This window comes from Enterovirga rhinocerotis, assembly GCF_004363955.1.
Taxonomy (GTDB): Bacteria; Pseudomonadota; Alphaproteobacteria; order Rhizobiales; family Beijerinckiaceae; genus Enterovirga; species Enterovirga rhinocerotis.
The window spans coordinates 539,629-564,147 of the sequence record NZ_SNZR01000011.1 but is presented as its reverse complement, the minus strand read 5'-3'; the positions used below and the strand labels follow the sequence as shown (position 1 = coordinate 564,147).

22 protein-coding genes are annotated in these 24,519 nt (G+C 67.7%); 7 read left to right on the top strand and 15 right to left on the bottom strand.

The annotated features are described in order from the left end of the window. Window positions 1-99: 99 nt before the first annotated feature. The 3 genes from EV668_RS03205 to EV668_RS03195 all read right to left on the bottom strand — a co-directional run bounded on the left by EV668_RS03205 (window position 100) and on the right by EV668_RS03195 (window position 4,905). Window positions 100-1,581 carry an aldehyde dehydrogenase gene (locus tag EV668_RS03205; RefSeq protein ID WP_133768394.1) on the bottom strand — a complete coding sequence of 494 codons (1,482 nt, stop codon included), beginning with the start codon at window positions 1,579-1,581 and terminating at the stop codon, window positions 100-102. Between the two features lie 165 nt (window positions 1,582-1,746). Continuing rightward, window positions 1,747-2,925, bottom strand: coding sequence for a CaiB/BaiF CoA transferase family protein (locus EV668_RS03200; RefSeq protein ID WP_133768393.1), 1,179 nt, complete (start codon window positions 2,923-2,925; stop codon window positions 1,747-1,749). A gap of 354 nt (window positions 2,926-3,279) precedes the next feature. Further along, window positions 3,280-4,905, bottom strand: a complete 1,626-nt coding sequence (locus EV668_RS03195) for an acyl-CoA synthetase (RefSeq protein ID WP_133768392.1) — start codon at window positions 4,903-4,905, stop codon at window positions 3,280-3,282. A gap of 149 nt (window positions 4,906-5,054) precedes the next feature. Between EV668_RS03195 and EV668_RS03190 the strand changes: the two genes are divergently transcribed. Further along, window positions 5,055-5,360: a hypothetical protein gene (locus EV668_RS03190; RefSeq protein WP_133768391.1), complete on the top strand. Its 306-nt coding sequence runs from the start codon at window positions 5,055-5,057 to the stop codon at window positions 5,358-5,360. Between the two features lie 6 nt (window positions 5,361-5,366). On the opposite strand, the gene EV668_RS03185 is transcribed toward EV668_RS03190, so the two are convergent. The 7 genes from EV668_RS03185 to EV668_RS03155 form a co-directional block, all read right to left on the bottom strand. Next, on the bottom strand, window positions 5,367-5,735 hold the full coding sequence (locus EV668_RS03185; RefSeq protein ID WP_133768390.1) for a DUF423 domain-containing protein: 369 nt from the start codon (window positions 5,733-5,735) through the stop codon (window positions 5,367-5,369). Further along, the gene (yihA, locus tag EV668_RS03180; protein WP_133768389.1) at window positions 5,732-6,391 is read right to left on the bottom strand and encodes a ribosome biogenesis GTP-binding protein YihA/YsxC; all 660 of its coding nucleotides are present in this window, start codon (window positions 6,389-6,391) and stop codon (window positions 5,732-5,734) included. Before yihA ends, EV668_RS03185 begins: the two co-directional genes overlap by 4 nt. 207 nt (window positions 6,392-6,598) lie before the next feature. Next, on the bottom strand, window positions 6,599-8,440 hold the full coding sequence (gene yidC / locus EV668_RS03175; protein ID WP_133769954.1) for a membrane protein insertase YidC: 1,842 nt from the start codon (window positions 8,438-8,440) through the stop codon (window positions 6,599-6,601). After that, complete coding sequence (gene rnpA, locus EV668_RS03170) at window positions 8,433-8,849, bottom strand: ribonuclease P protein component (protein WP_133768388.1); 417 nt, start codon at window positions 8,847-8,849, stop codon at window positions 8,433-8,435. Before rnpA ends, yidC begins: the two co-directional genes overlap by 8 nt. Window positions 8,850-8,896: 47 nt before the next feature. Then, the gene (gene rpmH, locus EV668_RS03165) at window positions 8,897-9,031 is read right to left on the bottom strand and encodes a 50S ribosomal protein L34 (protein WP_133768387.1); all 135 of its coding nucleotides are present in this window, start codon (window positions 9,029-9,031) and stop codon (window positions 8,897-8,899) included. Window positions 9,032-9,209: 178 nt separating this feature from the next. Next, complete coding sequence (locus EV668_RS03160; protein WP_133768386.1) at window positions 9,210-9,560, bottom strand: RidA family protein; 351 nt, start codon at window positions 9,558-9,560, stop codon at window positions 9,210-9,212. A 123-nt stretch (window positions 9,561-9,683) separates the two neighbouring features. After that, window positions 9,684-10,529 (bottom strand): alpha/beta hydrolase, encoded by an 846-nt coding sequence (locus tag EV668_RS03155; protein WP_133768385.1) that lies wholly within the window; start codon window positions 10,527-10,529, stop codon window positions 9,684-9,686. Window positions 10,530-10,678: 149 nt separating this feature from the next. Here EV668_RS03155 and EV668_RS03150 point away from each other — a divergent pair, with 149 nt between their 5' ends. From EV668_RS03150 to EV668_RS03130, 5 genes are all read left to right on the top strand, one after another. Continuing rightward, window positions 10,679-11,773: a zinc-binding metallopeptidase family protein gene (locus tag EV668_RS03150; protein WP_133768384.1), complete on the top strand. Its 1,095-nt coding sequence runs from the start codon at window positions 10,679-10,681 to the stop codon at window positions 11,771-11,773. Window positions 11,774-11,808: 35 nt separating this feature from the next. After that, window positions 11,809-12,756 carry a bifunctional helix-turn-helix transcriptional regulator/GNAT family N-acetyltransferase gene (locus EV668_RS03145; protein ID WP_133768383.1) on the top strand — a complete coding sequence of 316 codons (948 nt, stop codon included), beginning with the start codon at window positions 11,809-11,811 and terminating at the stop codon, window positions 12,754-12,756. 104 nt (window positions 12,757-12,860) lie between these two features. Further along, the gene (locus tag EV668_RS03140) at window positions 12,861-13,130 is read left to right on the top strand and encodes a type II toxin-antitoxin system VapB family antitoxin (protein WP_133768382.1); all 270 of its coding nucleotides are present in this window, start codon (window positions 12,861-12,863) and stop codon (window positions 13,128-13,130) included. After that, entirely contained in the window at window positions 13,127-13,531 is a 405-nt protein-coding gene (locus tag EV668_RS03135; protein ID WP_133768381.1) for a type II toxin-antitoxin system VapC family toxin, read from the top strand. Before EV668_RS03140 ends, EV668_RS03135 begins: the two co-directional genes overlap by 4 nt. 215 nt (window positions 13,532-13,746) lie before the next feature. After that, window positions 13,747-15,210 (top strand): MFS transporter, encoded by a 1,464-nt coding sequence (locus tag EV668_RS03130; RefSeq protein WP_133768380.1) that lies wholly within the window; start codon window positions 13,747-13,749, stop codon window positions 15,208-15,210. 279 nt (window positions 15,211-15,489) lie between these two features. Here EV668_RS03130 and EV668_RS03125 read toward each other — a convergent pair whose 3' ends face one another. The 4 genes from EV668_RS03125 to EV668_RS03110 form a co-directional block, all read right to left on the bottom strand. Further along, on the bottom strand, window positions 15,490-16,440 hold the full coding sequence (locus tag EV668_RS03125; protein ID WP_133768379.1) for an extensin family protein: 951 nt from the start codon (window positions 16,438-16,440) through the stop codon (window positions 15,490-15,492). Beyond that, window positions 16,437-17,576 carry an amidohydrolase/deacetylase family metallohydrolase gene (locus EV668_RS03120; RefSeq protein WP_133768378.1) on the bottom strand — a complete coding sequence of 380 codons (1,140 nt, stop codon included), beginning with the start codon at window positions 17,574-17,576 and terminating at the stop codon, window positions 16,437-16,439. The genes EV668_RS03125 and EV668_RS03120 overlap by 4 nt, the downstream gene beginning before the upstream one ends. A gap of 80 nt (window positions 17,577-17,656) precedes the next feature. Further along, window positions 17,657-19,867 carry a 3-hydroxyacyl-CoA dehydrogenase NAD-binding domain-containing protein gene (locus EV668_RS03115; protein ID WP_133768377.1) on the bottom strand — a complete coding sequence of 737 codons (2,211 nt, stop codon included), beginning with the start codon at window positions 19,865-19,867 and terminating at the stop codon, window positions 17,657-17,659. 362 nt (window positions 19,868-20,229) lie between these two features. Further along, complete coding sequence (locus EV668_RS03110) at window positions 20,230-21,438, bottom strand: acetyl-CoA C-acetyltransferase (RefSeq protein WP_133768376.1); 1,209 nt, start codon at window positions 21,436-21,438, stop codon at window positions 20,230-20,232. 174 nt (window positions 21,439-21,612) lie between these two features. Here EV668_RS03110 and EV668_RS03105 point away from each other — a divergent pair, with 174 nt between their 5' ends. Beyond that, complete coding sequence (locus EV668_RS03105) at window positions 21,613-22,341, top strand: transporter substrate-binding domain-containing protein (protein ID WP_133768375.1); 729 nt, start codon at window positions 21,613-21,615, stop codon at window positions 22,339-22,341. A 175-nt stretch (window positions 22,342-22,516) separates the two neighbouring features. Here EV668_RS03105 and EV668_RS03100 read toward each other — a convergent pair whose 3' ends face one another. Continuing rightward, complete coding sequence (locus EV668_RS03100; RefSeq protein ID WP_133768374.1) at window positions 22,517-24,310, bottom strand: acyl-CoA dehydrogenase C-terminal domain-containing protein; 1,794 nt, start codon at window positions 24,308-24,310, stop codon at window positions 22,517-22,519. Window positions 24,311-24,519: the final 209 nt, after the last annotated feature.

Below are 24,519 nucleotides of genomic sequence, written 5' to 3'. Positions count from 1 at the left end.
CACGAGGGGGAAGGACGAGCGCCGACCTCGGTCCTTGATCGCGCACCGGATGTCCGGAACGCGATAGCCCTCCCGGAAGAGAGAGGGCGGCGATGCCCCTCAGCGCAGGATGAACGGGTTTTCCGGCGCGTCCTCGGCCAGCGAGAGCCACACGCTCTTCGGCTCGAGGAATTCGTGGATCGCGTGGATGCCGCTCTCCCGGCCGAGGCCCGAATGCTTCATGCCGCCGAAAGGCATCATGTACGAGACCGCCCGGTAGGTGTTGACGTAGACCGAACCCGCCCGAAGCGCCTTCGACATGCGGAGCGCACGGCCGATATCCTTCGTCCACACGCCGGCCGCGAGGCCGTAGATCACGTCGTTGCCGATCTGGATCGCCTCTTCCTCGGTCTCGAAGTCGATGACGGACAGGACGGGCCCGAAGACCTCCTCCTGCGCGATCCGCATCGTGTTCTTGACGTCGGTGAAGATGGTCGGCTCGACGAACTGCCCGCCGGTGAGGCCCTCGCCCGAGGCCGGCTTCCCACCCATGACGAGCGTCGCACCCTCGGATTTGGCGACGTCGATGTAATCGAGGATCTTCTTGTACTGGGCCGGGGTCGTGACCGGTCCGATATTGGTCTCGGGCAGCATCGGGTTGCCGATCTTGGCCGACCGCGCCAGTGTCAGCAGACGGTCCATGAACTCGTCCTTGACCGACTTCTGCACGAGCAGGCGCGAGCCGGCGATGCAGGTCTGTCCGGTCGCGGCGAAGATGCCGGAGACGACGCCGGCGGCGGCCATCTTCATGTCCGCATCGGCGAAGACGATGTTCGGCGACTTGCCGCCGAGCTCGAGCGAGACGCGCTTCATGTCCTTCGCGGCCTGCTCGTAGATGCGCGCGCCCGTGGCGTCCGACCCCGTGAAGGTGATCTTGGACACGAAGGGATGCGTCACGAGCGCCTGGCCGGTTTCGGGGCCGAAACCGGTGACGACGTTGAACATGCCGTCGGGCAGGCCCGCTTCCTTGGTCAGGGCGGCGAATTCGAGCGTCGAGGCCGAGGTGAACTCGGAGGGCTTCACGACGACCGCGCAGCCGGCCGCGATGGCCGCGGCGCATTTCCAGGCGATGAAGATGAGCGGCGAGTTCCAGGCCGTCAGCGCCGCGACGACGCCGACCGGCTCATGCGTCGTGAAGGCGAACATCTCCGGCTTGTCGATCGGCGGCACGCCGCCCTCGATCTTGTCGACGAGGCCACCGTAATAATACCACCATTCCGGATGGTAGCGGAGCTGGCCGTGCATCTCGGCCATCAGCTTGCCGTTGTCGCGCACCTCGATCTCGGCGAGGCGCTGCGCGTTCTCGGTGACGAGGTCGCCGATCTTGCGCATGATCTTGCCGCGGGCGGTCGCGTTCATCTTGGCCCAGGGGCCTTCCCACATCGCCCGCTTCGCGGCCGCGACCGCGAGATCGACGTCCTCGCGCGACGCCTTCGGAATCTTTGCCCAGACCTCGCCGCGATAGGGATCGACCGTGTCGAAATACTCGCCCTTGACGGGATCGACATAGGCGCCGTCGATATAGAGCTGATACGTCTTCATGCCGTTTTCCTCCTGGTCTGGTCGGGCGGCACGCCGCCCCTATGTCGAATTCTATCTGCGTCGGCCCGCGGAGGGACCGGAAGGCCGGGATCGTCGAAGGCCCGGCTGCGCGTCGAGCCGGGGCTCAGCGCCCCTGCCCGATGCCGGCCTCGAGCGGATCCCGGCTCACGATGCCCTGCTCACGTCACCGGCAAGCTCTGCGCGGACCGCCTCTTCGTCCTCGCCGAGGCTCGGGGCCAGGCGGCGGATTGCTCCCGGCGTGCGCGAGAGGCGCGGGAACGGCGCATGCATCGGGATCGGCCCGTGGTCGGGATCCTCGACCTCGACGAGGACGCCGCGCCCCTTCACATGCCTGTCCTCGCCGAAGCCGGCCGCGTCGTAGATCGGGCCGATCGTGACCTCGGCCTGCTCGAAGAAGGCGAGGTTCTCGGCGAGCGTGCGCGCCTTGATGAAGCCCCCGACGACGGCGTCGACCTCGTCCACATGATCGAGCCGAGCCGCATTGGTCGCGAAGCGGGGATCGTCGATCATGTCCTCCCGGCCGATCACGCGGAACAGGCGCGCGGCCATGTCCTGGGTCGAGGCCGAGAGCGCGATCCACTGGCCGTCGCTCGTCTCGTAGGCGTTGCGCGGGGCGGTGATCGAGACCCGATTGCCGACGCGCGACGGCGAGCGGCCGGTCAGGCGGTGGATCGCGGCATCGGGACCGAGGGTCGCGTGGAGAGGCTCGAGGAGCGAGAGGTCGACGACCTGCCCCTTGCCGTCCGGCCTCTCGGCCTCGCGGATGGCGACCATGACGGCAAAGGCGCCGGAGATGCCGGCCACCATGTCGGCGAGGGCCATGTTGGGCAGGGCCGGCGGCTTGTCGGCGAAGCCGTTCTTGGCCGCGAAGCCGCTCATGCCTTCGATCAGGGAACCGAAGCCGGGCCGCGCGGAATAGGGGCCGGTCTGGCCGAAGCCGGAGAGCCGCACCATCACGATGCCGGGGTTCAGCGCGAGGAGCGCGTCGGGGCCGAACCCGGCCTTCTCCATCACGCCCGGACGGAAGGATTCGATGAGCACCTGCGCCGTGGGCACGAGCGCGCGCAGCACCGCCTTGCCCTCGTCCGTCTTGAGGTCCAGGCGGATCGAGCGCTTGTTGCGGGCATAGACCTTCCACCAGGCCTGGATGCCCTCCTCCTGCCAATGGCGGAGCGGATCGCCGCGATGCGGTTCGAGCTTGATCACGTCCGCGCCGAAATCGGCGAGTTGCAGGCTCAGCATGTTGCCCGCGACAAGGCGCGACAGGTCGAGCACGCGGATATCGGCGAGGGGGCCTCGTGCCTCGGGCTGCAAGCCTCCCATCAGGCCGATCTCTCGAGCATCCGACGCGCCATCGTCACGGTTCCCCCTGTCAGATTGTCTGACGGCCTTCTGCCCCATCCCGCCTCGGAACGCGACCGTTTTTTGTTCGCATGAAAGGCATGGCGCTCATGCGAGGAGACAGGGCACACGGCTTCGCGTCTCCCCTTGCGGGAGAAGTCGCGTTGCGCGTCAGCGGAACCGGATGAGGGGCGAAGGAACCACGCCAATGCTGTGTGGCTCCCCCTCCCCTCCGCCGCCCCCTTCCCGCTCCGCGGGCGCGGCCCCTGGCGGGCTGCGCCCGGTCGACGCGTCCGTCGCCCGACCCCTCCCACAGAGGGAGAGTAAGGCCCCTCCCTAAAGCGCCTTCGCCATCTCCCTCAGGCGGAACTTCTGGATCTTGCCGGTCGAGGTCTTCGGCAATTCCGTCACCACCACCTGCTTCGGTGCCTTGAAATGGGCGAGGTGCTGGCGGCACCAGGCGACGAGTTCCTCGGAGGAGACCATCTCCGAGCCTTTCAACTCGACGAAGCCGACGGGCGTCTCGCCCCATTTCTCGTCGGGCTTGGCGACGACCGCGGCGGCGGCGACGGCCGGGTGCCTGTAGAGCGCCTCCTCGACCTCGATCGAGGAGATGTTCTCGCCGCCCGAGATGATGATGTCCTTCGAACGGTCCTTGAGCTGGATGAAACCGTCGGGATGCTTCACCCCGAGATCGCCCGAATGGAACCAGCCCCCGGCGAAGGCGGCGTCGGTCGCCTTCGGGTTCTTGAGATAGCCCTTCATGACCATGTTGCCGCGCATCATGACCTCGCCCATGGTCTCGCCGTCGGCGGGGACGGGCTCCATGGTCTCGGGGTCGAAGACGTCGAGCCCCTCGAGAGCGATGTAGCGCACGCCCTGGCGCGCCTTCTTGGCGGCCTGCTCGTCGCCGGGCAGCGCGTCCCAGGCCTGATCCCATTCGTTGACGACGGAGGGACCGTAGGTCTCGGTGAGGCCGTAGACGTGGGTCACGTCGAACCCGGCCCGGCCCATGGCGGCGAGCACCGATTCCGGCGGCGGCGCGGCGGCGGTGATGAAGCTCACCCGCTGGGGCAGATCGCGCTTGTCCTCGGGCTTGGCGCCGAGCAGCGTCGACATGACGATGGGCGCACCGCACATATGCGTCACCCCATGCTCGGCGAGCGCCTGGAAGATGGCGCCGGCCCGCACCTGGCGCAGGCAGACATGCGTCCCGTTCACGGCCGAGATCGTCCAGGGGAAGGACCAGCCGTTGCAGTGGAACATCGGCAGCGTCCACAGATAGATCGGCCCGCGGCCGAGATCGCCGGCCATCACGTCCGCCAGCGCCGAGAGATAGGCGCCACGATGATGCGTCACGACGCCCTTCGGATCGCCCGTCGTGCCGGAGGTGTAGTTGAGGGCGATCGCGTCCCATTCGTCGAGGGGCGCCTCCCAGGCGAAATCGGGATCGCCGCCCGCGAGGAAGGCCTCGTAGCCGATCTCGCCGATCGCCTCTCCCGGTCCCGCATATTCCGGATCGTCCACGTCGATGACGAAGGGCTTCACCGTCGCAAGCGCGAGCGCTTCCTGCATCAGCGGCGCGGATTCCCGGTCGACGATCAGCACCTTCGCCTCGCCATGGTCGAGCGAGAACGCGAGGACGCGCGCGTCGAGCCGTGTGTTGAGGGCGTTGAGCACCGCGCCCGTCATCGGCACGCCGTAATGGCATTCCAGCATTTCAGGGATGTTCGGCAGCATGACCGCGACCGTGTCGCCGCGTCCGATGCCGCGCCCGGCAAGCGCCGAGGCGAGCCGCCGGGACCGGGCGAAGAACTCCGCGTAATTGCGCCGCAGGCTGCCGTGGATGATCGCCGTGCGGGCCGGGAAGGTTCCGGCCGCCCGCGCCAGGAACCAGATCGGCGTCAGTTGCTGATAATTGGCCGCGTTGCGGTCGAGATGGCGATCATACAAGGCGTCCAACCCCTCCAATCGCGTCCCCCGGCCGCAGCCGGTTTGAACGCTAAGTGTTCCTCAACACACCCATGCTGAGATCGGGCCCGACAGACGGACCGCTCAGCAATGAGTGCCGTCTTCCCGCCCCATTCGCAACGACGAATGGAGCTCTCATCATGAACCAGTCGAGTATCATGTACAGTCAAGCAGCAGGGGGCCAGATGGCCGCCGATCCGGCCAGGGCCGGGCTTTCCTCCATCCGCCACAACGTCTCGAAGTCGGGCCGCATCATCTTCAATGCCGGCCAGTCGACGATCGCCTGCACCATCCACGCCTTGTCCGAGGCGGAGGCCGAGATCCGTGTCGCGAGCGCGGCAGGCGTGCCGCCGATCTTCAAGCTCTCGATCGGCGAATGCGAACGGCTCCGCCCCTGCCGCGTCGTCGCGCGCGACGGCCAGGATCTCACCGTCGCGTTCGCTTAGGCGGCCTCAGCGCCGGCCGAACAGGCCGGCCACCGCCAGCGCCAGCCAGCCCGCCATCAGGATCATGCCCCCGGTCGGCGCCGCCATCGGCAACGGCGCGACCGCATAGAGCGCGCGCAGGCTCAGATCGCCGCAGAACAGGATCAGGCCGGCGACGAAGGCGAAGCCGGCCGCCCGCGCGATCGGGCCGTGGACGAGGCCGGACCCGGCGAGAATCGCAGCGGCGAGCACGGCCGGGGCGTGGACCAGCAGGAACTGGGACGCGGTCTGCAGATTGCCGCCTCCCGTGACGTGAGCCGCCATGGCCGCGAGCGCGACGCCTGTGAGCCCGGCGATCCCGCCCAGAACGATCAGGCTCCGATCGAGCATCGTCATGCCGGGCCGCCGCGCTCCGCGAGCAGGCGGGCGATGTCGGATCGCAATTCCGAGACGCCTTCTCCGGTCCGGCTCGAGGTCGGCCGGATGATCGGAAAGGCCGCCGGACGCTTCGCCAGCGCGGCCTGCGTCTCCGCGATCCTCCGGTCGAGATCGGCCGCCTTCGGCTCGTCACCCTTGGTCAGAACCACCTGGTACGAGACGGCGGAGACGTCGAGCAGATCGAGCACCTCGAGATCGTTCGGCTTCAATCCGTGCCGGGAATCGATGAGGACGTAGACGCGGGCGAGATTGGCGCGGCCGCGCAGATAGGCCTTGATGAGCCGCGTCCAGGACGCGACCTTCTCCTTCGCCGCCGCCGCGTAGCCGTAGCCCGGCATGTCGACGATCCGCAGGGCCTCGCCGAGATCGAAGAAGTTCAGTTCCTGCGTCCGGCCGGGCGTGTGGGACGTGCGCGCCAGCGTCTTGCGCCCCGTGAGCGCGTTGACGAGGCTCGACTTGCCCACATTCGAACGCCCGGCAAAGGCGATCTCGACGCCCTTCATGGGGGGCAGGTTGTCGGCCTTGCTCGCCGCCCAGACGAACCCGGCCTCCCCGGCGAAGAGCTTGCGGCCGGCCTCGACGAAATCGACCTCGTCCGGTTGTGTCGGGTCCATGGCATATCCTCCGGGCGAGGCGGTACCTCTCCCCTGGCGGGACAGGTCGAGCGACGCCGGCGGCGTCGACCGGGTGAGGCGTAGCCAACCGCAGCGGCGCGGCTCCCACGTCCCTCATCTGGTCGCTCTGACGAGCACCTCGACCGTCGGGTCAAGCCCGCAGGCAGGCGCTTCTCCCGAACGGGAGAAGCGGTGCGCGATGCGGCGTCAGCTCTTCGCTTCCGCCGGCGGCTTCTTCTTGGCGAACATGCCGCGCAGGTTGTCCCACAATTCGACCTTCACGCCATGCCGCCGCATGATCACGTATTGCTGAGCGACCGAGAGCAGGTTGTTCCAGGCCCAGTAGATCACGAGACCGGCCGGGAAGCTCGCCAGCATGAAGGTGAAGATGAGCGGCATCCAGGAGAACATCGCCTTCTGGATCGGATCCGGCGGCTCCGGATTCATCTTCATCTGCAGGAACATCGTGATGCCCATGATGATCGGCCACACGCCGATATGCAGGAACTCCGGCACCGAGAACGGCAGCAGGCCAAACAGGTTGAAGATCGAGGTCGGGTCGGGCGCGGCAAGGTCGCGGATCCAGCCGAAGAACGGCGCGTGCCGCATTTCGATGGTGACGAACAGCACCTTGTACAGCGCGAAGAAGACCGGGATCTGGATCAGGATCGGCCAGCAGCCCGCAACCGGGTTGATCTTCTCGCGCTTGTAGAGCGCCATCATTTCCTGCTGCTGCTTGGCCTTGTCGTCCTTGTAGCGCTCGCGGATGGCCGTCATCTCCGGCTGGACGGCCTTCATTTTCGCCATCGAGGCGTAGGACTTGTTGGCCAGCGGCAGGAAGAACAGCTTCAGGAACACCGTCACGATCAGGATCGAGACGCCGAAATTGCCGAACATCCGGTAGAAGAAGTCCAGCGCCTTGAACATCGGCTTGGTGATGAAATAGAACCAACCCCAGTCGATCAGGAGATCGAACTTCTTGATCCCGAGCGCCTTCTCGTAGGCGTCGATCTGGGTAACTTCCTTCGCGCCCGCGAAGAGGTGCTGCGTCAACTCGAGCGTGGCACCGGGCGCGATCGTCTTCGTCTCGCCGAGGACGTTGGCCTGATAGGTGAACTGCTTGTTATCCTCGCGGGAGGTGAACGAGCCCTGATAGGGCAGCTGCTGGTTCGGCAGAATGGCCGCCGCCCAGTACTTGTCGGTGATGCCGACGAAGCCGCCCGTCACGCCGTCCCACACCTTGCCGCGGGTCGGCTGGCCGGGGATCGGCGGCTCCTTGTCGAGGGCCGAATAGCCATATTCCTGCAGGCCGTGATCGCCGACGACGCCGATCATGCCCTCGTGCAGCACGTAATAGCCCTGGGTCGGCGGCTTGCCGTGGCGCGAGACGAGACCGTAGGCGTTGAGGCTGACCGGGGCGGAACCCTTGTTCTCGACGGTGTCCTGCAGTGTGAAGACGAACTTGTCGTCGACCGAAATCTGCCGCCGGAAGACCAGCCCCTGGCCGTTGTCATAGGTCAGCGTGACCGGCCGTTCCGGGGTCAGGACCTGGGAATCCGCCGTCCAGACCGTGTCCTGGTTCGGCGCGCCGGGCCCGACCCAGCCGAACTCGGCGTAATAGGGCGTCGGGCTGCCCGGAGGTGACAGCAGCACGATCTCCGGCGATTTCGGATCGACCGTCTCGTGATACCGCTTCAGCGAGACGTCATCGACGCGCGCTCCCTTGAGCGCGAGCGACCCCGACAGGGCCGGCGTGTCGATGCGAATCCGGGGCGAGCGCGACAGGGCCGCCTCGCGGGTCTGCAGCACGCCCGAGCCAGCGACGCCCGGCACCGTCGAGGCGCTCGGCGTCGAGGGCTGACCCTGCTGGGGAGCCGCGCCGGGGATGGTCGGGCCGGTATGGCCGCTGCCGGCGGCCTGCGGGGCCGGCTGCTGCTGGCTCTGCTTCTGCTTCTCCATCAGGGGAGAGCCGAAGAAGTAGTTCCAGCCGATCAGCACCGCCACCGACATCGCGATGGCCATGATCAGGTTCTTGTTGTCGTCACGCATCGTCGCCACGCAGGGAATCGGCACGAGACCCGGACCGGCGTCCGCCGCCGCCCCGGCTGCCGTCCGCGGCAGGCCTGGTGACGGAGGCGAGCGCACGGCTCAGGTCCTCGATCAGGATAGGAAAGGGACAGGCGATGGCCTCGCGCCGGCCGATCACGACGATGTCGATCGGATGCGAGGAGAAGGGCGGCAGGGCGACAGCCGCAGCGGCGCGCAAACGCCGACGGATGCGATTGCGCTCGGTCGCATGCCCGACCTTCTTGGTCAGGGTGAGACCGAGCCTCAGCCCGCGCTCCGGCACATCCACGGGCGCACGAAGCCCCTGGACGGTCATGCGTTCGGTATGGAAGCGGCGACCGCGGGCGGCCGCCACGAAATCGGCACGCTTCAGCAGGCGCTGGACCGACATCGGTCGGCCGCCGGGGCCGGTCGATTCGGCAGCGCCCCGGTCAGCCCTCAGGCCGACAGGCGCTTGCGGCCACGGGCGCGGCGGGCGGCAATCACCTTGCGCCCCCCGACCGTCGCCATCCTGGCCCGGTAGCCGTGGCGCCGCTTGCGCACGAGCTTCGACGGCTGGTAGGTCCTCTTCACGGGTCATCTCCGGTCGCGTGTCCGGGCGGCTCCTGGCCGCTTCGTTCGACAGGCTGTTATAGAAAGGCAGGTGGGCGCCGATGGGGCGCCCACGCAATGGCAGGCTTATAGGCAAGGCCGGTCTCAAAAGTCAACGCGGCCGCGGCCAAGTCGCCGCCGCCGCGCATCCCTTCTCCGCTTACTTCGCGGCAATCACCATGATCTCGACCTTGAGACCCGGCGCGGCGAGCTTGGCCTCCACCGTGGCGCGGGCAGGCGCGTTGCCGGGAGAGACCCAGGCGTCCCAGACGGCGTTCATCTCGGCGAAGGTCGCGATATCCGTGATCCAGATATTGGCCGACAGGAGCTTTGACTTGTCGGTGCCGGCCGCCTTCAGGTGCCCGTCGATGATGGCCAGGATGTCCTTGGTCTGATCGGTCACGCTGCCGCCGACGGCGTTCTGCGACACCTGGCCGGCGAGGTAGACGGTGTTGCCGTGGACCACCGCCTTGCTCATGCGTGGGCCGGGCTCGATGCGCTGGATCGTCATGTCGTCCTCCCGCGGCCCGCATGGCCGCTCCAAGGGCGTCTAAAGGATTCTGGGACGGGAGGGACCCGCCCGCGCGAAGAAAATGCGTCGCGCCCGAATCGAGGCCCCGCCGGCCAGGCGATCCTAGCGCCGGTCGAGCCCGCTTGCGGCCGAAGCGAAGGATCGCTCGACCTCGGCGAGGAGCGCGCGCGCATGCGGCAGACCGCCCTCCTCCAGCACGCCGACATGATCGACGCCGGGAAGCGCGACGAAGCGTTTCGGCTCCTTCGCCGCAGCGAACAGCCTCTCGCCGAGCGCGACGGGAATCAGCCCGTCCTCCTCGCCGTGCAGGATGAGGAGCGGCGCACCGATCGCACCGATCCGGTCGATCGAGCGGTACCGATCGCGCGCCAGGAGATCGACCGGAAGATACCAGAAGACGCGCCGGGCGACGTCCGGCACGGAGGTGAAGGGCGCGTCGAGAATCACGCCGCCGACCCGGCGCTCGGAGGCGAGCCGGACGCCGACGCCCGATCCGAGCGACTCGCCGTAGACGACGATTCGCGCCGGATCGTAGGACGACAGGAACCGATAGGCGGCGAGCGCGTCGCGCCGCAGCCCCTCCTCCGAGGGCGTGCCGCCGGCACCGGAATAGCCACGGTAGCTGACGAGCAGGAGGCCTCTCCCCTCCTCCGTGAGCATCCGGGCCCGTTCGGCGCGGTTGAGCAGATTGCCGCCATTGCCGTGGAAATAGAGGATGAGCGCCCGCCCCGGCTGCGGCGGCTTCCACCAGCCATGGATGCGGATCCCGTCCTCGGTCTCGATCGCGACGGCCTCGAACCCGGCCTTCTCCGCCGCGCCCGGCGGAACGGGCTCGGAGGCGGACGGATAGAGATAGCTGGACTGGCTGAGATAGACCACGAGCACGAGCGCCAGGTAGCCGACGGTGCCGAGGGCCAGAAAGCCCATCAGAAAACGCAGAAAAGCCATGGGCCAGCGGCCGCTCCGAGGCGACGCCGTGCAGCGCCAAGCACGGCACGATAGGCCGGCTGCCCGTAATTCGGCCAGCCGATGCAGGAACAACGGCCATCAGCGACGCTTATCGGGGGCTTGCCGCACCATGCCGGCTCCGGACGCCCATGAAGCTCTTCTCCTGCCCCTGCTGCGCCCAGATCCTCCATTTCGAGAACACGGCGTGCGGCCGCTGCGGCCGCAGGACGGGCTACATGCCCGAGACCGATCTCATGACGGCGCTCGAGCCGGCCGACGACCTGCCCGGCACCTGGCGCGTCAAGGCGGAATCGAGCCGCTCCTATCGCTTCTGCGAGAACGCCCAGCACGACGTCTGCAACTGGCTGATTCCCGCCGCGGACGAAGCCGTCTTCTGCCTCGCCTGCCGTCACAACCGCCAGGTCCCGAACCTGTCGGAACCGACTGCGCAGGGAAAATGGCAGCAGATCGAAGCGGCCAAGCACCGTCTCATCTACACGCTGCGCCATCTCGGCCTGCCGATCCCCGCTCCGGGCGAGGTGCCCGAGCCGCTCGTGTTCGATTTCCTGGCCGACGAGGCCGATCCCGGCGCCCCGAAGGTGATGACCGGTCATGAGAACGGGCTCATCACCATCGCGCTCGCGGAGGCCGACGATTCCGAGCGCGAGAGCCGCAGGGCCGCGATGGGCGAGCCCTATCGGACCCTGATCGGACATTTCAGGCACGAGGTCGGCCATTACTACTGGGACCGCCTCGTCCGGGATGCGGGACGGCTCGACGCGTGCCGGGCGGTGTTCGGCGACGACAGCCAGGATTACCAGGCCGCCCTGCAGCGCCATTACGACGAAGGGCCGCCGCCGGACTGGGCCGAGCACTACGTCTCCAGCTACGCGACCACCCATCCGTGGGAGGATTTCGCCGAGACCTGGGCGCATTACCTCCACATCGTCGATTCGCTGGAGATGGCGCGGGCGCTCGGCCTCGCGGTTGCCCCGCGCCTCGATCAGGCCGGGATCCTGGCCGCCCGGCCGGAGGTCGACCCCTATGCCGAGGACGATATGGGCCGGCTCGTCCAGACCTGGGTCCCGGTCGCCTTCGCGATGAACGCCGTCAACCGCTGCATGGGTCAGCGCGACCTCTATCCGTTCGTGCTGCCTCCCGCCGTCATCGGCAAGCTCGCCTTCATCCGGGAGTTGATCAACGCATCGCGGGGACCTTCGGAGTTAATTGACTCAGTCAAATAATTGACGCATCGTCCGGGCGTGAGGACAACAGCACCATGCCCGCCGATGCCATCGCCGCCGCGCGGCGCTTCACCCGGTTCTACACGCGGCTCACTGAACTCCTCGACGAAGTCTTCCTCGCCAGCCGGTTCTCGCTCAGCGAGGGTCGCGTGCTCTACGAACTCAGCGCGCGCGGCACCTGTTCGGCCTCCAATCTCTCGCGCGATCTCGGCCTCGACCCCGGCTATCTCAGCCGCATCCTGAAGCGTTTCGAGGCCGAGGGCCTTCTCGCGCGCGACATCGCTCCGGATGACGGACGCCGGTCCGCGCTGACGCTGACCGCTTCGGGCCGCGAGGCCTTCGCGCCGCTCGACAGGCTGTCCCAGGAGCAATGGGGCGGCCGTCTGCGCGCGCTCGGCCCGCGCGAGCGCAGCGACCTCGTCGCGGCCATGTCGAGGATCGAGGGGCTGCTGTCCGAGTCAGGCCGACGGCACGAGGAACCGGCCGGGATCGCGCTGCGCCCGCACAAGACCGGCGATCTCGGCTGGGTGGCCCACCGCCAAGGCCTGCTCTACGCGCGGGAATACGGCTTCGATGCGAGCTTCGAGGCTCTGGTCGCGGAGATCCTGATCGGCTTCGAGCGCACCCACGACCCCGCGCGGGAACGCGCCTGGATCGCCGAGCGCGACGGCGACATCCTCGGCTCGGTCTATTGCATGCGCGAGAGCGACGAGGTGGCGAAGCTCCGCCTCCTCTATGTCGAGCCGGCGGCCCGCGGCAGCGGCCTCGGCTCCCGCCTCGTCGGCGAATGCATCGCCTTCGCGCGGGCGCGGGGCTACCGCACACTCACGCTATGGACCAATGCCGGCCTCGACGCCGCGCTCCACATCTACCGGAAGGCGGGGTTCACGCTGATCGACGAGGAGCCCCATCGCTCCTTCGGCAGGGATCTCGTGGGCCAGAACTGGTCGCTGGAGCTTCAGCCGCCGAGGCGCCAGCGTTGACCCCCAAGGCCTACGACGACCGCTTCCGGTTAGGTTTGCGGCCATTCGGTGGAAGGATCAGCGAGGAGATGCTATCTAGACCCGTGATCTAGACCGAGCCTGACATGGCCTTAAGCATCAAGACCGATGAAGCGGACCGCCTGGCGCGGGAATTGTCCCGCCTGACCGGTGAAACCATGACGGAGGCCATCACGCGGGCCATGCGCGAGCGGCTGGAACGGCTGCGCGCCGCCGAGGAGGCACGGAAGGATTACGTGTCACGCATGGAAGCCTTCGTCCGTGCGCGCGCCGGCCGATACGATCGTAGGCCCGTGACCAAGCAGGAGTGGGACGAGGCCGTCGGCGACACGCCCGTCGAGCTTGGCCCGCGATGATCGTCGTCGACGCGTCCGCGATCATGTTCGAGGAGGCGGAAGGGGCAGAGTGCATGACCGCGCTGCAGGTGAGCGCTTCACGGCTCATATCGGCCGTGAACTATGTCGAGACCGGCACGGTCATGGCGGGACGGATCAAGCACGGGGCCAGGCACGAGGCGATCGCCGATCTCGATGCGTTCCTGACTGACTTCGGCATCGCGATTGCGCCCGTCGATGAAGACCTTGCGCGGGCTGCCGTGAGAGCGCGCCTGGATTACGGCAAGGGGTTCGGAGCGCGGGGCGGCCTGAACTTCGGCGACTGCTTCGCCTATGCGCTTGCTAAACGGCATTCGGCGCCGCTCCTCTATGTCGGCGACGATTTCGCGCTGACCGACGTGCAATCTGCATTGCCGCGCTAGCGGCTGGACGCAGGATCGGGTCGACCCGCTCGACGAGCGTCTGCAATCCGCCGCCGTCTCCATCGTGACGCTGTCCGAGGGCGAGACCTCGGGGCTTCATGAGACCCGCGACCCTGCCAGGGAATGCTGACTGCGACCGGCTGCTGCCCGATCATGCCGAACAAGGACACCTCTCCGCCGTTGCCTGCTAAAAGGGCTCGGGCCGGAGGCGATGGATGGCGGGTCAGGTGCGGACGAGATCGGATGGCGGGGCTTCCGCCGTAGTCGAAACGGACATCCCCGCCCGGCTCGACCGGCTGCCCTGGAACAGCTTCCATACGCTCGTCATCCTGGCGCTGGGCGTCACCTGGATCCTGGACGGGCTCGAGGTCACGCTCGCCGGCGCGGTCTCGGGCGCATTGAAGGAAAGCCCGACCCTCCGGTTCACCAACACCGATATCGGCTACGCGCACGGCGCCTATCTGCTCGGCGCGGTCTTCGGGGCGCTGTTCTTCGGCTGGCTCACGGATCGCTGGGGCCGCAAGACGCTGTTCTTCATCACGCTCGCCGTCTACCTCGCAGCGACCGCGGCGACCGCCTTCTCCTGGAACCTCGCAAGCTTCTGCCTCTTCCGCTTCCTGACCGGCGCGGGGATCGGCGGCGAATACACCGCGATCAATTCGACCATCCAGGAGTTCGTCCCCGCGAAGTACCGCGGCCGGGTCGACCTTCTCGTGAACGGCTCCTTCTGGATCGGAGCGGCCCTCGGCGCTGGCGGCTCGGTGCTGCTGCTGGACCCGACGCTCTTCAGGCCCGAACTCGGCTGGCGGCTCTGCTTCCTGGTCGGGGCGGCGCTCGGCCTGATCATCCTGCTCCTGCGGACCTGGATCCCGGAGAGCCCGCGCTGGCTCGTCACCCACGGCCGGGCACGGGAGGGCGAGGCGGTCGTGGCGGAGATCGAGCGTCACGCGACCGCTCTGCCGGGCGGGGAGGTCCGGAAGACTCGCCTCCACGCCCGCTCTCATACGCCGCTTCGGGAGGTCTTCGACACGCTGTTCCGCCGGCACCGGCAGCGGTCTCTGGTCGGGCTCGCGCTGATGAGTTCGCAGGCCTTCTTCTACAACGCGATCTTCTTCACCTATGCCCTCGTCCTGACCGACTTCTACGACATCCCGGCGGACCGCGTCGGGCTGTACATCCTGCCGTTCGCCGCGGGGAACTTCCTCGGCCCGCTCCTGCTCGGCCCCCTGTTCGATACGGTGGGACGACGGATCATGATCTCGTCGACCTACATCCTGTCGGGCATCCTGCTCGCGGGCTCCGGCTGGCTGTTCCAGCAGGAGCTTCTGTCGGCGATGGGGCAGACGATCGCCTGGATGGTGGTCTTCTTCTTCGCCTCCGCGGCCGCGAGTTCAGCCTACCTGACGGTCGGCGAGACCTTCCCGCTCGAGGTGCGCGCCTTCGCCATCGCCATCTTCTACGCGATCGGCACCGGAATCGGCGGCGCGATCGGACCGGTCCTGTTCGGCGCGCTCGTGGATACCGGCTCCCGCATGAGCGTCTTCGGCGGCTACCTTCTCGGCTCGGCGCTCATGATCGGCGCGGGCATCGTGCAGGCCATATGGGGGGTCGCCAGCGAGGGCCGCCCGCTCGAGGAGATCGCGGCGCCGCTCTCGGCGGCTCCTCCCGATCGCACATAAAAGGGGCCGCGCTCGCGCGCGGCCCAAGTCCAGGGAGGAAACGCCCAAGGAGGGCAGCGATTTCGTGCGAGAGCACGTCATCACGTAAGTTCAACCTATGCCGGACCCCAGCTTTGAGCAAGAGAACACTGCCCACGAGGTGTGCAGAATCTGAATGAACTTTGCTCTTCTGATGTGAATGTGGCTTTTTGGGTGCACTGGTCCGTACAACCCGCGGCATGGCGAGGGCCGCACTGCGAGCGCTCGGCAGGCAACTTGACGCAGATCGGATCGATCACCTCATCGACACAGTCTGTATTTGCCGTCCCGGCCATGCCGAAGGATGTCGAGATGCAGATGATCCTCGTGATAGCCGTCCGATCCCGGCCCGAGCACTGTCGTGAAGATCGCGCAGGCTCCTCGCCGAACGGCAGCGAAGGCGGGATCCGAGCCATGGCCCTTCACCGGCAGCCTCGCCTTGTTGGCGAAGAAGAAGGTGTTCACGTCGAGCGCGAGCCCGTTGCCATGCGCGCTCATCTTCCCATGGGCGCGGCGGTTCCGGCGGCGGCATTCCCATCCGGGTCCGGTCGTGATCGAGGCAAGCGCGGCGCCCCGGCTCGCCGAGAGCACCGGCGCTGCGGCCCGGAGCCAATCGCCGAAGTGCAGAGCGAGGCGGCACGAGATCACGGGGCGATCCGGCAGCGCCACCGTCCCGCCCGGTGCGGACCGTTCGGCGATGGCGGAGAGGCGGATCGGGATGTCGATCGCGCAGACCGGATTTCCGCCCGGCTGCCCCGCCGGCACGAAGATCGCCCCTGCCGCCGTGAGCTTGGCCAGACAGCCGCTCGCATCCGCGAAGCTCTCGGGATCGGCCTCAAGCGGCGCGATGCCGCCGAGCGCCGTCGGGCGCCGCGGCGGCAAGGGAATCCGCACGGCAGCGACAGGGGGGGGAGCGACCGGCGCCACGGCCGATTCGGGCGGGGCTTCCGCCGTGGGCTCGGCCTCGGGCGATTGCTGGAGGGGCCGCATGCGCCAGGCGCCCACGGTCGGCCAGGGCGTCGAAGGCGCCTCGCCCATGGCAGCGCCCGGACCGGAGGCGGGCAGGACGGGCTCGGGATCGTCCTGCGGCACGCGGCCGAGCTCCGCCGGCCGCGGGGGCGGCAACGGAACGGCGGCGGCCGAGGACGAGCCCCCCGAGAGGCCGAGGAGGAAAACGCCGAGCGCCAGATGCCCGGCCCTGAAAACCCTCATGCGGCGTCGGGATGCCACCAGCGTCCGGCCAGGACGACGCCTTCGCTCGTCAGCCGGCGATCGCCTTCGAGATGCTCTCCGACGACATCGACGTAATCGAAGCGGCCCTCGGCGAGCCTGAGAATGGTCGCATCGCCGACCGAGCCCGGCTTCAGCGTGCCGAGTTCCGGGCGCTTCATCGCCATTGCCGCATTGACCGTCGTCGAAGCGATCACGCGGTCGAGCGGCATGCCGAGGCAGAGGAACTTCGACAGCGTCGTGACCTGATCGAAGGCCGGCCCGCCGATGCAGAGCGTATGAACGTCGGAGGAGATCGTATCGGGCTCGAAGCCGCCGGCCAGCATGGCGCGCGTCGTCTTGAAGGAGAACGAGCCCTTGCCGTGGCCGATATCGAAGAGGACGCCGCGCTTGCGCGCCGATATCACGGCGTCCTTGATCCGGCCCTGGCCGTTGATCGGGGAATTCGGGAACGGGCGGAAGGCGTGGGTCAGGACGTCGCCCGGCCGCAGCATGCCGATCACCTCCTCGTAGGAGGGCGGTGGCTGGTCGATATGCGCCATCACCGGCATGCCGACCTCTTCGGCCACCTGAAGCGCGATGTTGAGCGGAACCGTGCCGGAGGTGCCGGAGGCGTTGAGGCCGACGCGCACCTTGATGCCGACGATCAGGTCGCGATTGGCATCGGCGACGGCCGCGCAATCGACGGGGTTCATGAGGAGGAGTTCGCGGCTCTCGCCCACCATCACGCGCTTGTCGAAGCCGTAGATGCCGGCATGCGAGACGTGGAGATAGGCGAGGATGCGGACCGGGGACGGCTCGATGACGTGCTTGCGAAAGCCCATCCAGTTGCCCGGCCCAGCCGAGCCCGTATCCACAGCCGTGGTGACGCCGCTCGTCCGGCAGAACTCGGCGGCATCGATGCCGAGAGAGGTGCCGCCCCAATAGACGTGGGTGTGCAGATCGATCAGGCCGGGCGTGACGATCAGGCCTGAAACGTCCCGGACATCCGCCCCGCCCTCGAGGCCTGGCCCGATCGCGGCGACCGTTCCGCCGGCGAAGGCGACGTCCATGACGCCGTCGATGCCTTGCGAGGGGTCGATCACCCGCCCGCCCCTCAGGATCAGATCGTAAGCCATGCGCCCCCCGAAGCTATCGTCCCGCCGTGCCCGACCGTTCCTGATCGCAGGATGAACGGCCGCGCTTGGCGGGACAAGGCTCAGGCGGCCGCCTTCTCCGCCGCGCGCCCGTAGAAGGTCTGACCCGTCTCGGCCATGTCGAGGAGGAGCTTGTTCGGGCGGAAGCGGGGACCGTGCGTCTCTTCGAGCCTCTTCGCGAGTTCGACGAAGGCCTTGGCGCCCATGCCGTCGATAAAGGACAGCGCACCGCCCGTGAACGGCGCGAAGCCGAAGCCGAGGATCGAGCCGACATCCGCCTCCCGGGGATCGGTGATGACGCCTTCCTCGACGGTGCGCGCGGCCTCCAGGGCCTGGGCCACGAGCAGCCGATCCTTGATCTCCTGGCGGTCGATCGAATCCGGATCGGGCGCCGCACTCGCGAAGGCGGCGAGGCCCGGCCAGAGCCGCTTCGGCCCCTTGCCCTTCTCGGGATAGTCGTAGAACCCCTTGGCGTTCTTGCGGCCGAGACGCCCCTCCGTCTCAACCATCGTCTCGAAGATGGTGCGCTGAATGGGGTTGATCACCTCCGGCCCGAGCTGCGCCTCGGTGGCGCGAAGGACCTTCAGGCCGAGATCGACGCCGACCTCGTCGTTCAGCGAGAGCGGGCCGACCGGCATGCCGGCCATCTTGGCGAGGTTCTCGATCATGGCGGGCGGCACGCCCTCGCCCAGCATGAGATGGCCTTCGAGGAGGTAGGCCGTCACGCAGCGATTGGCGAAGAAGCCGCGGCTGTCGTTGACGACGATCGGCGTCTTCTTGATCGCGCGCACGTAGTCGAGCGCGGCAGCGAGCGCCGGATCGCCCGTCCCCTTGCCCATGATGATTTCGACCAGCAGCATCTTGTCGACCGGCGAGAAGAAATGGATGCCGATGAACTCCTCCGGCCGCTTGGACGCCTTGGCGAGGCCCGAGATCGGCAGGGTGGACGTGTTGGACGCGAAGATGCAGTCCGGGCGGATGGCCGCCTCGACCTTCGCGATCACCTCGGCCTTGACCTTCGGGTCCTCGAACACCGCCTCGATGACGAGGTCGCAGGCGGCGAGATCGGCGTAGTCGGCGCTCGCCTTGATGCGCCCGAGCAACGCCTCCCGGTCGGCCGTCTTCGCGCGGCCCTTGTTGATCTGGTCGGTGACGAGCTTGTGCGAAAGCGCCTTGCCCTTCTCGGCCGCCTCCATGTCCCGGTCGACGAGGACGACCTCCATCCCGGCATTGGCCGTCACATAGGCGATGCCCGCCCCCATGAACCCCGCACCGACGATGCCGATCGTCTTCAGCGAAGTGGGCGGCACGGATTTCGGCCTGCGCGCGCCCTTCTCCAGCTCGCCCTTCGAGAGGAACAGCGACCGGATCATCATCGCGGCCTCCTTCGAGCGGAGGATCTTCGCGAAATAGCGGCTCTCGACCCGAAGCGCCGCGTCCATCGGCAATTGCAGGCCTTCGTAGACCGATTGCAGGATGGCCTTGGCGGCAGGGTAATTGTCGTGCGTCTCGCGCCGATAGATGGCGTTGGCCGGCGGCCAGATCATCATGCCGGCCGGCGAATAGACCTTACCGGAGGGCGCCTTGAACTTCGGCTCGTCCCACGGCGCGACGCCCTTGCCGCCCGCGCGGATCCAGGCCTTGGCCTTCTCGACGATCTCGGCGCGCGGCGCGACCTCGTGGGCGAGGCCCATATTCTTCGCCATCAGGGCCCGGGTCTGGCTGCCGCGGAAGAGGAGTTGCAGCGCATCGCCCGTCTGCATCAGCCGCGTGACGCGCTGCGTGCCGCCGGCTCCGGGGAAAAGGCCGACAAGGATCTCCGGGAGGCCGACCTTCGTCGCGTCGTCCGAGGACAGCACCCGGTAGTGGCAGGAGAGCGCCAGCTCGAACGCCCCGCCGAGGCAGATCCCGTGCACGGCCGCCGCGAAGGGCTTCCCGCAGGTCTCGAGCCGGCGGAAGAGCAGCGTCAGCCGGCGCGATTCCTCGAAGAAGAAGCGCATCGCCTCCTCCTCGCCCTTCTCCTCGCGAAGGCGCTCGTAAGCGGCGCCGAGGCCCTGGAGCATGGTGAGGTCCGCACCTCCGGAGAACGTCTCCTTGCCCGAGGTGATCACGCAGCCTTTGACCGCGTCGTCCCCGGCGACCGTCTCGACGATCTGCGACAACTCCTCCATCACCTCGGGGGTGATGACGTTCATCGATCGCCCGGGCATGTCCCAGGTCGCGGTCGCGATGCCGTCGGCATCGATCTCGAAGCGGAACTGCGTCAGGTTCATGGAGCACCTTGCCCTATAAGGAAGTCGAGCGCGCGAGCGTGCTCCGTTGCCGTAATTCTACCTGTGATTACAGCTCCATCTAGGACGGCGCGCTCCATCCAAGGAGGGAGAATATACCAAGTGGCATAGCCACGAGAGATCGGGTTGCCTTTGTCGTTCGTTTGAGATGCATCCCAACGCGACGCTAATCGTGGCTCGCCGGCCCAAAATCCGAGAGCTAGAGAATCGGCGTCAATGGCGCCGCCTCCATCTACGAGTATATCAGGTACTGGGCCGTTTCCTCTATCGACAGTGGCTAGCCGCCAGGAATCCTGCGGAGAAACAACATTCTGCGGTAGCGTCATTTCCGCCCTCCCTCGAGTCTACACCCGCTCGATCACCGTCGCGGTGCCCATTCCCGCCCCGATGCAAAGCGTGACGAGAGCGGTCGCCTTACCGGTGCGCTCGAGCTCGTCGAGCACGGTGCCGAGGATCATTGCACCCGTCGCGCCGAGCGGGTGGCCCATGGCGATGGCGCCGCCGCAGACGTTGAGCCTGTCGGAGGGGATGTCGAAGGCCTGCTGGTAGCGCAGGACGACCGAGGCGAAGGCCTCGTTCAGCTCGAAGAGGTCGATATCGGCCGTGGTCATTCCGGACCGTCTGAACAGCTTCTCCGTCACGTCGACGGGTCCCGTCAGCATGAGCGCCGGCTCGGAGCCGATATTGGCGAAGGCCCGGATGCGGGCGCGAGGCTTGAGCCCCGCCGCGACGCCGGCCTCCTTCGAGCCGATCAGCACCGCCGCCGCCCCGTCGACGATGCCGGACGAATTTCCGGCATGGTGGACGTGGTCCACCGCCTCGATCTCGGGATGGGCGTCGATCGCGACCGCGTCGAACCCGCCCATCTCGCCCATCTGCACGAAGGAGGCCTTGAGGCTCGCGAGCGACTGCATGTCGGTCTGCGGGCGCATGTGCTCGTCATGCGCGAGGATGGTGAGGCCGTTGACGTCCCGCACGGGGACGACCGAATTCTTGAACCGGCCCTCCTTCCAGGAGCGTTCGGCCCGCCTCTGGCTCTCGACCGCGTAGGCGTCGACGTCGTCACGCGAGAAGCCGTATTTCGTGGCGATCAGGTCGGCCGAGACGCCCTGCGGCATGAAGTACGACTTCACGGCGATGGCGGGATCGACCGGCCAGGCACCGCCCGAGGCGCCGAGGCCGATCCGGCTCATGGATTCGACGCCGCCGCCGATCGCCATGTCCTGCTGACCGGACATCACCTGCGCGGCGGCGAAGTTCACCGCGTCGAGCCCCGAGGCGCAGAAGCGGTTGATCTGCACGCCCGGCACATGGTTGCCGTAATCGGCGACGAGGGCCGCGGCGCGGGCGATGTCGCCGCCCGCCTCGCCGACCGGATCGACGCAGCCGAGCACGACGTCGTCGACGAGCTTCGTATCGAGGCCGTTGCGGTCCTTGATCGCGCGCAGGGCCGTCTCGGCGAGGGCGAGCGCCGTCACCTCGTGGAGCGATCCGTCGCTCTTGCCGCGTCCTCGCGGCGTGCGGACGTGGTCGTAGATGAAGGCTTCAGGCATCCGGCGGCCTCCCTGGCTTCGGGCCAGGGGGCTCCGAAGGATGTCCTGATATAGCGGCTCGCCGGGCCGGTGTGGAGGGCGGCCCGCATATCTTTGTCTCGAGCGCCGCGCCGGCTAAGCGGAAGGCGGGAGAGTCGCCGCCGCGCCCTTCGCGGCGGCCCCAGGAGGAAGCTCATGAACGAACGCGTCGTCGCCGAACTCGCACCGACGGGCGTCCTGCGCGCCGGGATCAACCTGTCGAACTTTCTGCTGGTCACGGGCCGCAGCGCGGACGGCGAACCCGAGGGCGTCTCGCCGAGCCTCGCCCGCGCGATCGCCGACAAGCTCGGCGTCACGGTGCAGTACGTGACCTATCCGAGGCCGAACGAACTCGCGGACGCGGCCGATGCCGACGAATGGGATATCGGGCTGATCGGCGCGGAGCCGGCGCGGGCGCAGAAGATCGCCTTCTCGGCGGCCTATTCGGAGATCGAATCGACCTATCTCGTGCCGGCAGGCTCGCCGATCCGCTCCATCGCCGAGGTCGACCAGCCCGGCGTGCGCATCGCGGTCTGCGCGGGCAGCGCCTACGATCTCTGGCTCGAGCGCCATATCGAGAAGGCGGAACTCGTCCGCTCCCCGACCATCCAGGGCTCGTACGACCTCTTCGTCGGGGAGAAGCTCGACGTCCTGGCGGGCCTGCGTCCTCGCCTCGTCACGGATGCCGAGACGCTGGCCGGGGCGCGCATCCTCGACGGCCGCTTCAGCTCCGTGCAGCAGGCCGTCGGCACGCCGAAGCGCAACGAGGCTGCCGCCGCCTTCCTGCGCGATTTCGTCGAGGAGGCGAAGCGGTCGGGATTCATCGCGGGCCTGATCGCGAAGCATGGTGTCGAGGGCCGGCTCTCGGTCGCCGGGGCTGCCTGAACACCCTCCTCCTCATCCGGAGAGCCCGGCCGGACACTTCCTCCTTCCTCATCCTGAGGTGCCCCGCGCAGCGGGGCCTCGAAGGACGCACCACGGTCGCGCGTGCTTCGAGGCCGGCTTTCAGCCGGCACCTCAGCATGAGGAGAGTTAGGGAGACCTGCGTCGAGTCGACCGCTCAGAACATCTCCGCCGGCATCGCCATGACGGCATCCGCACCCGCCTGGATGCGGCGGTAGAGGACGGTCGTCTCGGGCAGCATGCGTTCGGCGAAGAAGCGGGCCGTGATCAGCTTCGCGTCCATGCGCTCGGTCGAGCCGGGATCGGCCGCCTTCCTGGCGAGCGCCGCCTTCGCCGTGCGGCCCCACATGTAGCCGATGGCGACGAGACCGAGGAGGTGCATGAAGTCGGTCGCGCCCGCACCGGCATTGTCGGGCTTCGCCATCGCGTTCTGCATGAACCACATCGCAGCGGCCTGGCAGTGTTCGAGGCTTTTGCCGAGCGAGGCGACGAAGGGCTTCAGCGCCTCGTCGTCCTTGTTCTCCTGGCAGAAGGCGGCAACCTCGCCGAAGAAGGACATGACCGCGCGGCCACCGTCGCGGCCGAGCTTGCGGCCGACGAGGTCCATGGCCTGGACGCCGTTTGCGCCCTCGTAGATCATGGTGATGCGGGCATCGCGCGCGAACTGCGACATGCCCGATTCCTCGATATAGCCATGTCCGCCGAACATCTGCTGGGCCTGGACGGCATTGGCAAAGCCGAGCTCGGTCAGGACGCCCTTGATGACCGGCGTCAGCAGCTGGAGCCGGTCGTCCGCCTCCTGCCTCTCCTTCGGATCCTCCGATTTGTGCGCGATGTCCGACGAGAGCGCGGCCCACAGGGCGAGTGCGCGCCCTCCTTCGTTGAAGGCGCGGATCTGGAGCAGCGTGCGGCGGACGTCGGGATGGACGATGATCGGATCCGCCGGCCTGTCGGGGGCCTTGGGGCCGGTCAGCGAGCGTCCCTGGAGGCGCTCCTTCGCGTAGGCGACGGCGTTCTGATAGGCGACCTCGGACTGGCTGAGCCCCTGGATGCCGACCGCGAGCCGGGCCTCGTTCATCATCACGAACATGGCCGCGAGGCCCCTGTTCTCGCCGCCGACGAGCCATCCCCGGGCCCCGTCATAGTTCATGACGCAGGTCGCGTTGCCGTGGATGCCCATCTTGTGCTCTAGCGAGCCGCACGACACGGCGTTGCGTCCCCCGAGAGCACCGTCTTCCTCGACGAAGACTTTCGGCACGACGAAGAGTGAGATGCCCTTGGTGCCCGCCGGCGCGCCCTCGATCCGGGCGAGGACGAGGTGGACGATGTTCTCGGCGAGGTCGTGCTCGCCGGCCGAGATGAAGATCTTGGTGCCGGTGATGGCGTAGGAGCCGTCGCTGTTCGGCACGGCCTTGGTCTTCAGGAGCCCGAGATCGGTGCCGCAATGCGGCTCGGTGAGGTTCATGGTGCCGGTCCAGTCACCGGAGACCATCTTCGGCAGATAGGTCCGCTTCTGCTCGTCCGAGCCGTGGACGAGAAGGGCCGCGATCGCGCCTTGCGTCAGGCCGGGATACATGCCGAACGAGAGGTTCGCGGCCGAGATGAATTCCTGCATCACGGTGTTGAGGGTCATCGGCAGCGCCTGCCCGCCAAATTCCTCGGGCACCGAAAGGCCCATCCAGCCGCCGGTGCGGTAGGCCTCGTAGGCCTCCTTGAAGCCCGTCGGCGTCGCGACCGAGCCGTCCTCGCTTCGCCGACATCCCTCGCGGTCGCCCACCGCGTTCAGGGGCTGGATCACCTCCTCGCAGAGCTTCGCGCCCTCCCGGAGGATCGCCTCGACCACGTCCGGCGTCGCATCGGCGAAGCCGGCCAGATTGCTGTGGCGCTGATAATTCAGCACGTCGTCGAGGATGAACAGGACGTCTTCGACAGGCGCCTTGAAGCTCGGCATCGCGACCCTCCCGCCGCGATCGCGCGGCCACCAAGGGATAGACGATGGCGGTCGTCGCGGAAACACAACCTTCGCCGAGGCCACGGATCGTTAACCAATTAACCCGGTATTTACCTTGAACCGCAAAGCTGCGGGACATCGGTGCATCTTAGGGGATCGTTCATGGAATCATCCCCGCGGCGCCGAGGATCGTCCCGAAGCGGGGTGGG

Bases quoted from the DNA above. Each gene is read 5' to 3' on its own strand.
- EV668_RS03205 (WP_133768394.1), bottom strand. From the start codon at position 1,581: ATGAAGACGTATCAGCTCTATATCGACGGCGCCTATGTCGATCCCGTC.
- EV668_RS03200 (WP_133768393.1), bottom strand. From the start codon at position 2,925: ATGGGAGGCTTGCAGCCCGAGGCACGAGGCCCCCTCGCCGATATCCGC.
- EV668_RS03190 (WP_133768391.1), top strand. From the start codon at position 5,055: ATGAACCAGTCGAGTATCATGTACAGTCAAGCAGCAGGGGGCCAGATG.
- EV668_RS03185 (WP_133768390.1), bottom strand. From the start codon at position 5,735: ATGACGATGCTCGATCGGAGCCTGATCGTTCTGGGCGGGATCGCCGGG.
- yihA (WP_133768389.1), bottom strand. From the start codon at position 6,391: ATGGACCCGACACAACCGGACGAGGTCGATTTCGTCGAGGCCGGCCGC.
- yidC (WP_133769954.1), bottom strand. From the start codon at position 8,440: ATGCGTGACGACAACAAGAACCTGATCATGGCCATCGCGATGTCGGTG.
- rnpA (WP_133768388.1), bottom strand. From the start codon at position 8,849: ATGTCGGTCCAGCGCCTGCTGAAGCGTGCCGATTTCGTGGCGGCCGCC.
- EV668_RS03160 (WP_133768386.1), bottom strand. From the start codon at position 9,560: ATGACGATCCAGCGCATCGAGCCCGGCCCACGCATGAGCAAGGCGGTG.
- EV668_RS03155 (WP_133768385.1), bottom strand. From the start codon at position 10,529: ATGGCTTTTCTGCGTTTTCTGATGGGCTTTCTGGCCCTCGGCACCGTC.
- EV668_RS03150 (WP_133768384.1), top strand. From the start codon at position 10,679: ATGAAGCTCTTCTCCTGCCCCTGCTGCGCCCAGATCCTCCATTTCGAG.
- EV668_RS03145 (WP_133768383.1), top strand. From the start codon at position 11,809: ATGCCCGCCGATGCCATCGCCGCCGCGCGGCGCTTCACCCGGTTCTAC.
- EV668_RS03140 (WP_133768382.1), top strand. From the start codon at position 12,861: ATGGCCTTAAGCATCAAGACCGATGAAGCGGACCGCCTGGCGCGGGAA.
- EV668_RS03135 (WP_133768381.1), top strand. From the start codon at position 13,127: ATGATCGTCGTCGACGCGTCCGCGATCATGTTCGAGGAGGCGGAAGGG.
- EV668_RS03130 (WP_133768380.1), top strand. From the start codon at position 13,747: ATGGCGGGTCAGGTGCGGACGAGATCGGATGGCGGGGCTTCCGCCGTA.
- EV668_RS03125 (WP_133768379.1), bottom strand. From the start codon at position 16,440: ATGAGGGTTTTCAGGGCCGGGCATCTGGCGCTCGGCGTTTTCCTCCTC.
- EV668_RS03120 (WP_133768378.1), bottom strand. From the start codon at position 17,576: ATGGCTTACGATCTGATCCTGAGGGGCGGGCGGGTGATCGACCCCTCG.
- EV668_RS03115 (WP_133768377.1), bottom strand. From the start codon at position 19,867: ATGAACCTGACGCAGTTCCGCTTCGAGATCGATGCCGACGGCATCGCG.
- EV668_RS03110 (WP_133768376.1), bottom strand. From the start codon at position 21,438: ATGCCTGAAGCCTTCATCTACGACCACGTCCGCACGCCGCGAGGACGC.
- EV668_RS03105 (WP_133768375.1), top strand. From the start codon at position 21,613: ATGAACGAACGCGTCGTCGCCGAACTCGCACCGACGGGCGTCCTGCGC.
- EV668_RS03100 (WP_133768374.1), bottom strand. From the start codon at position 24,310: ATGCCGAGCTTCAAGGCGCCTGTCGAAGACGTCCTGTTCATCCTCGAC.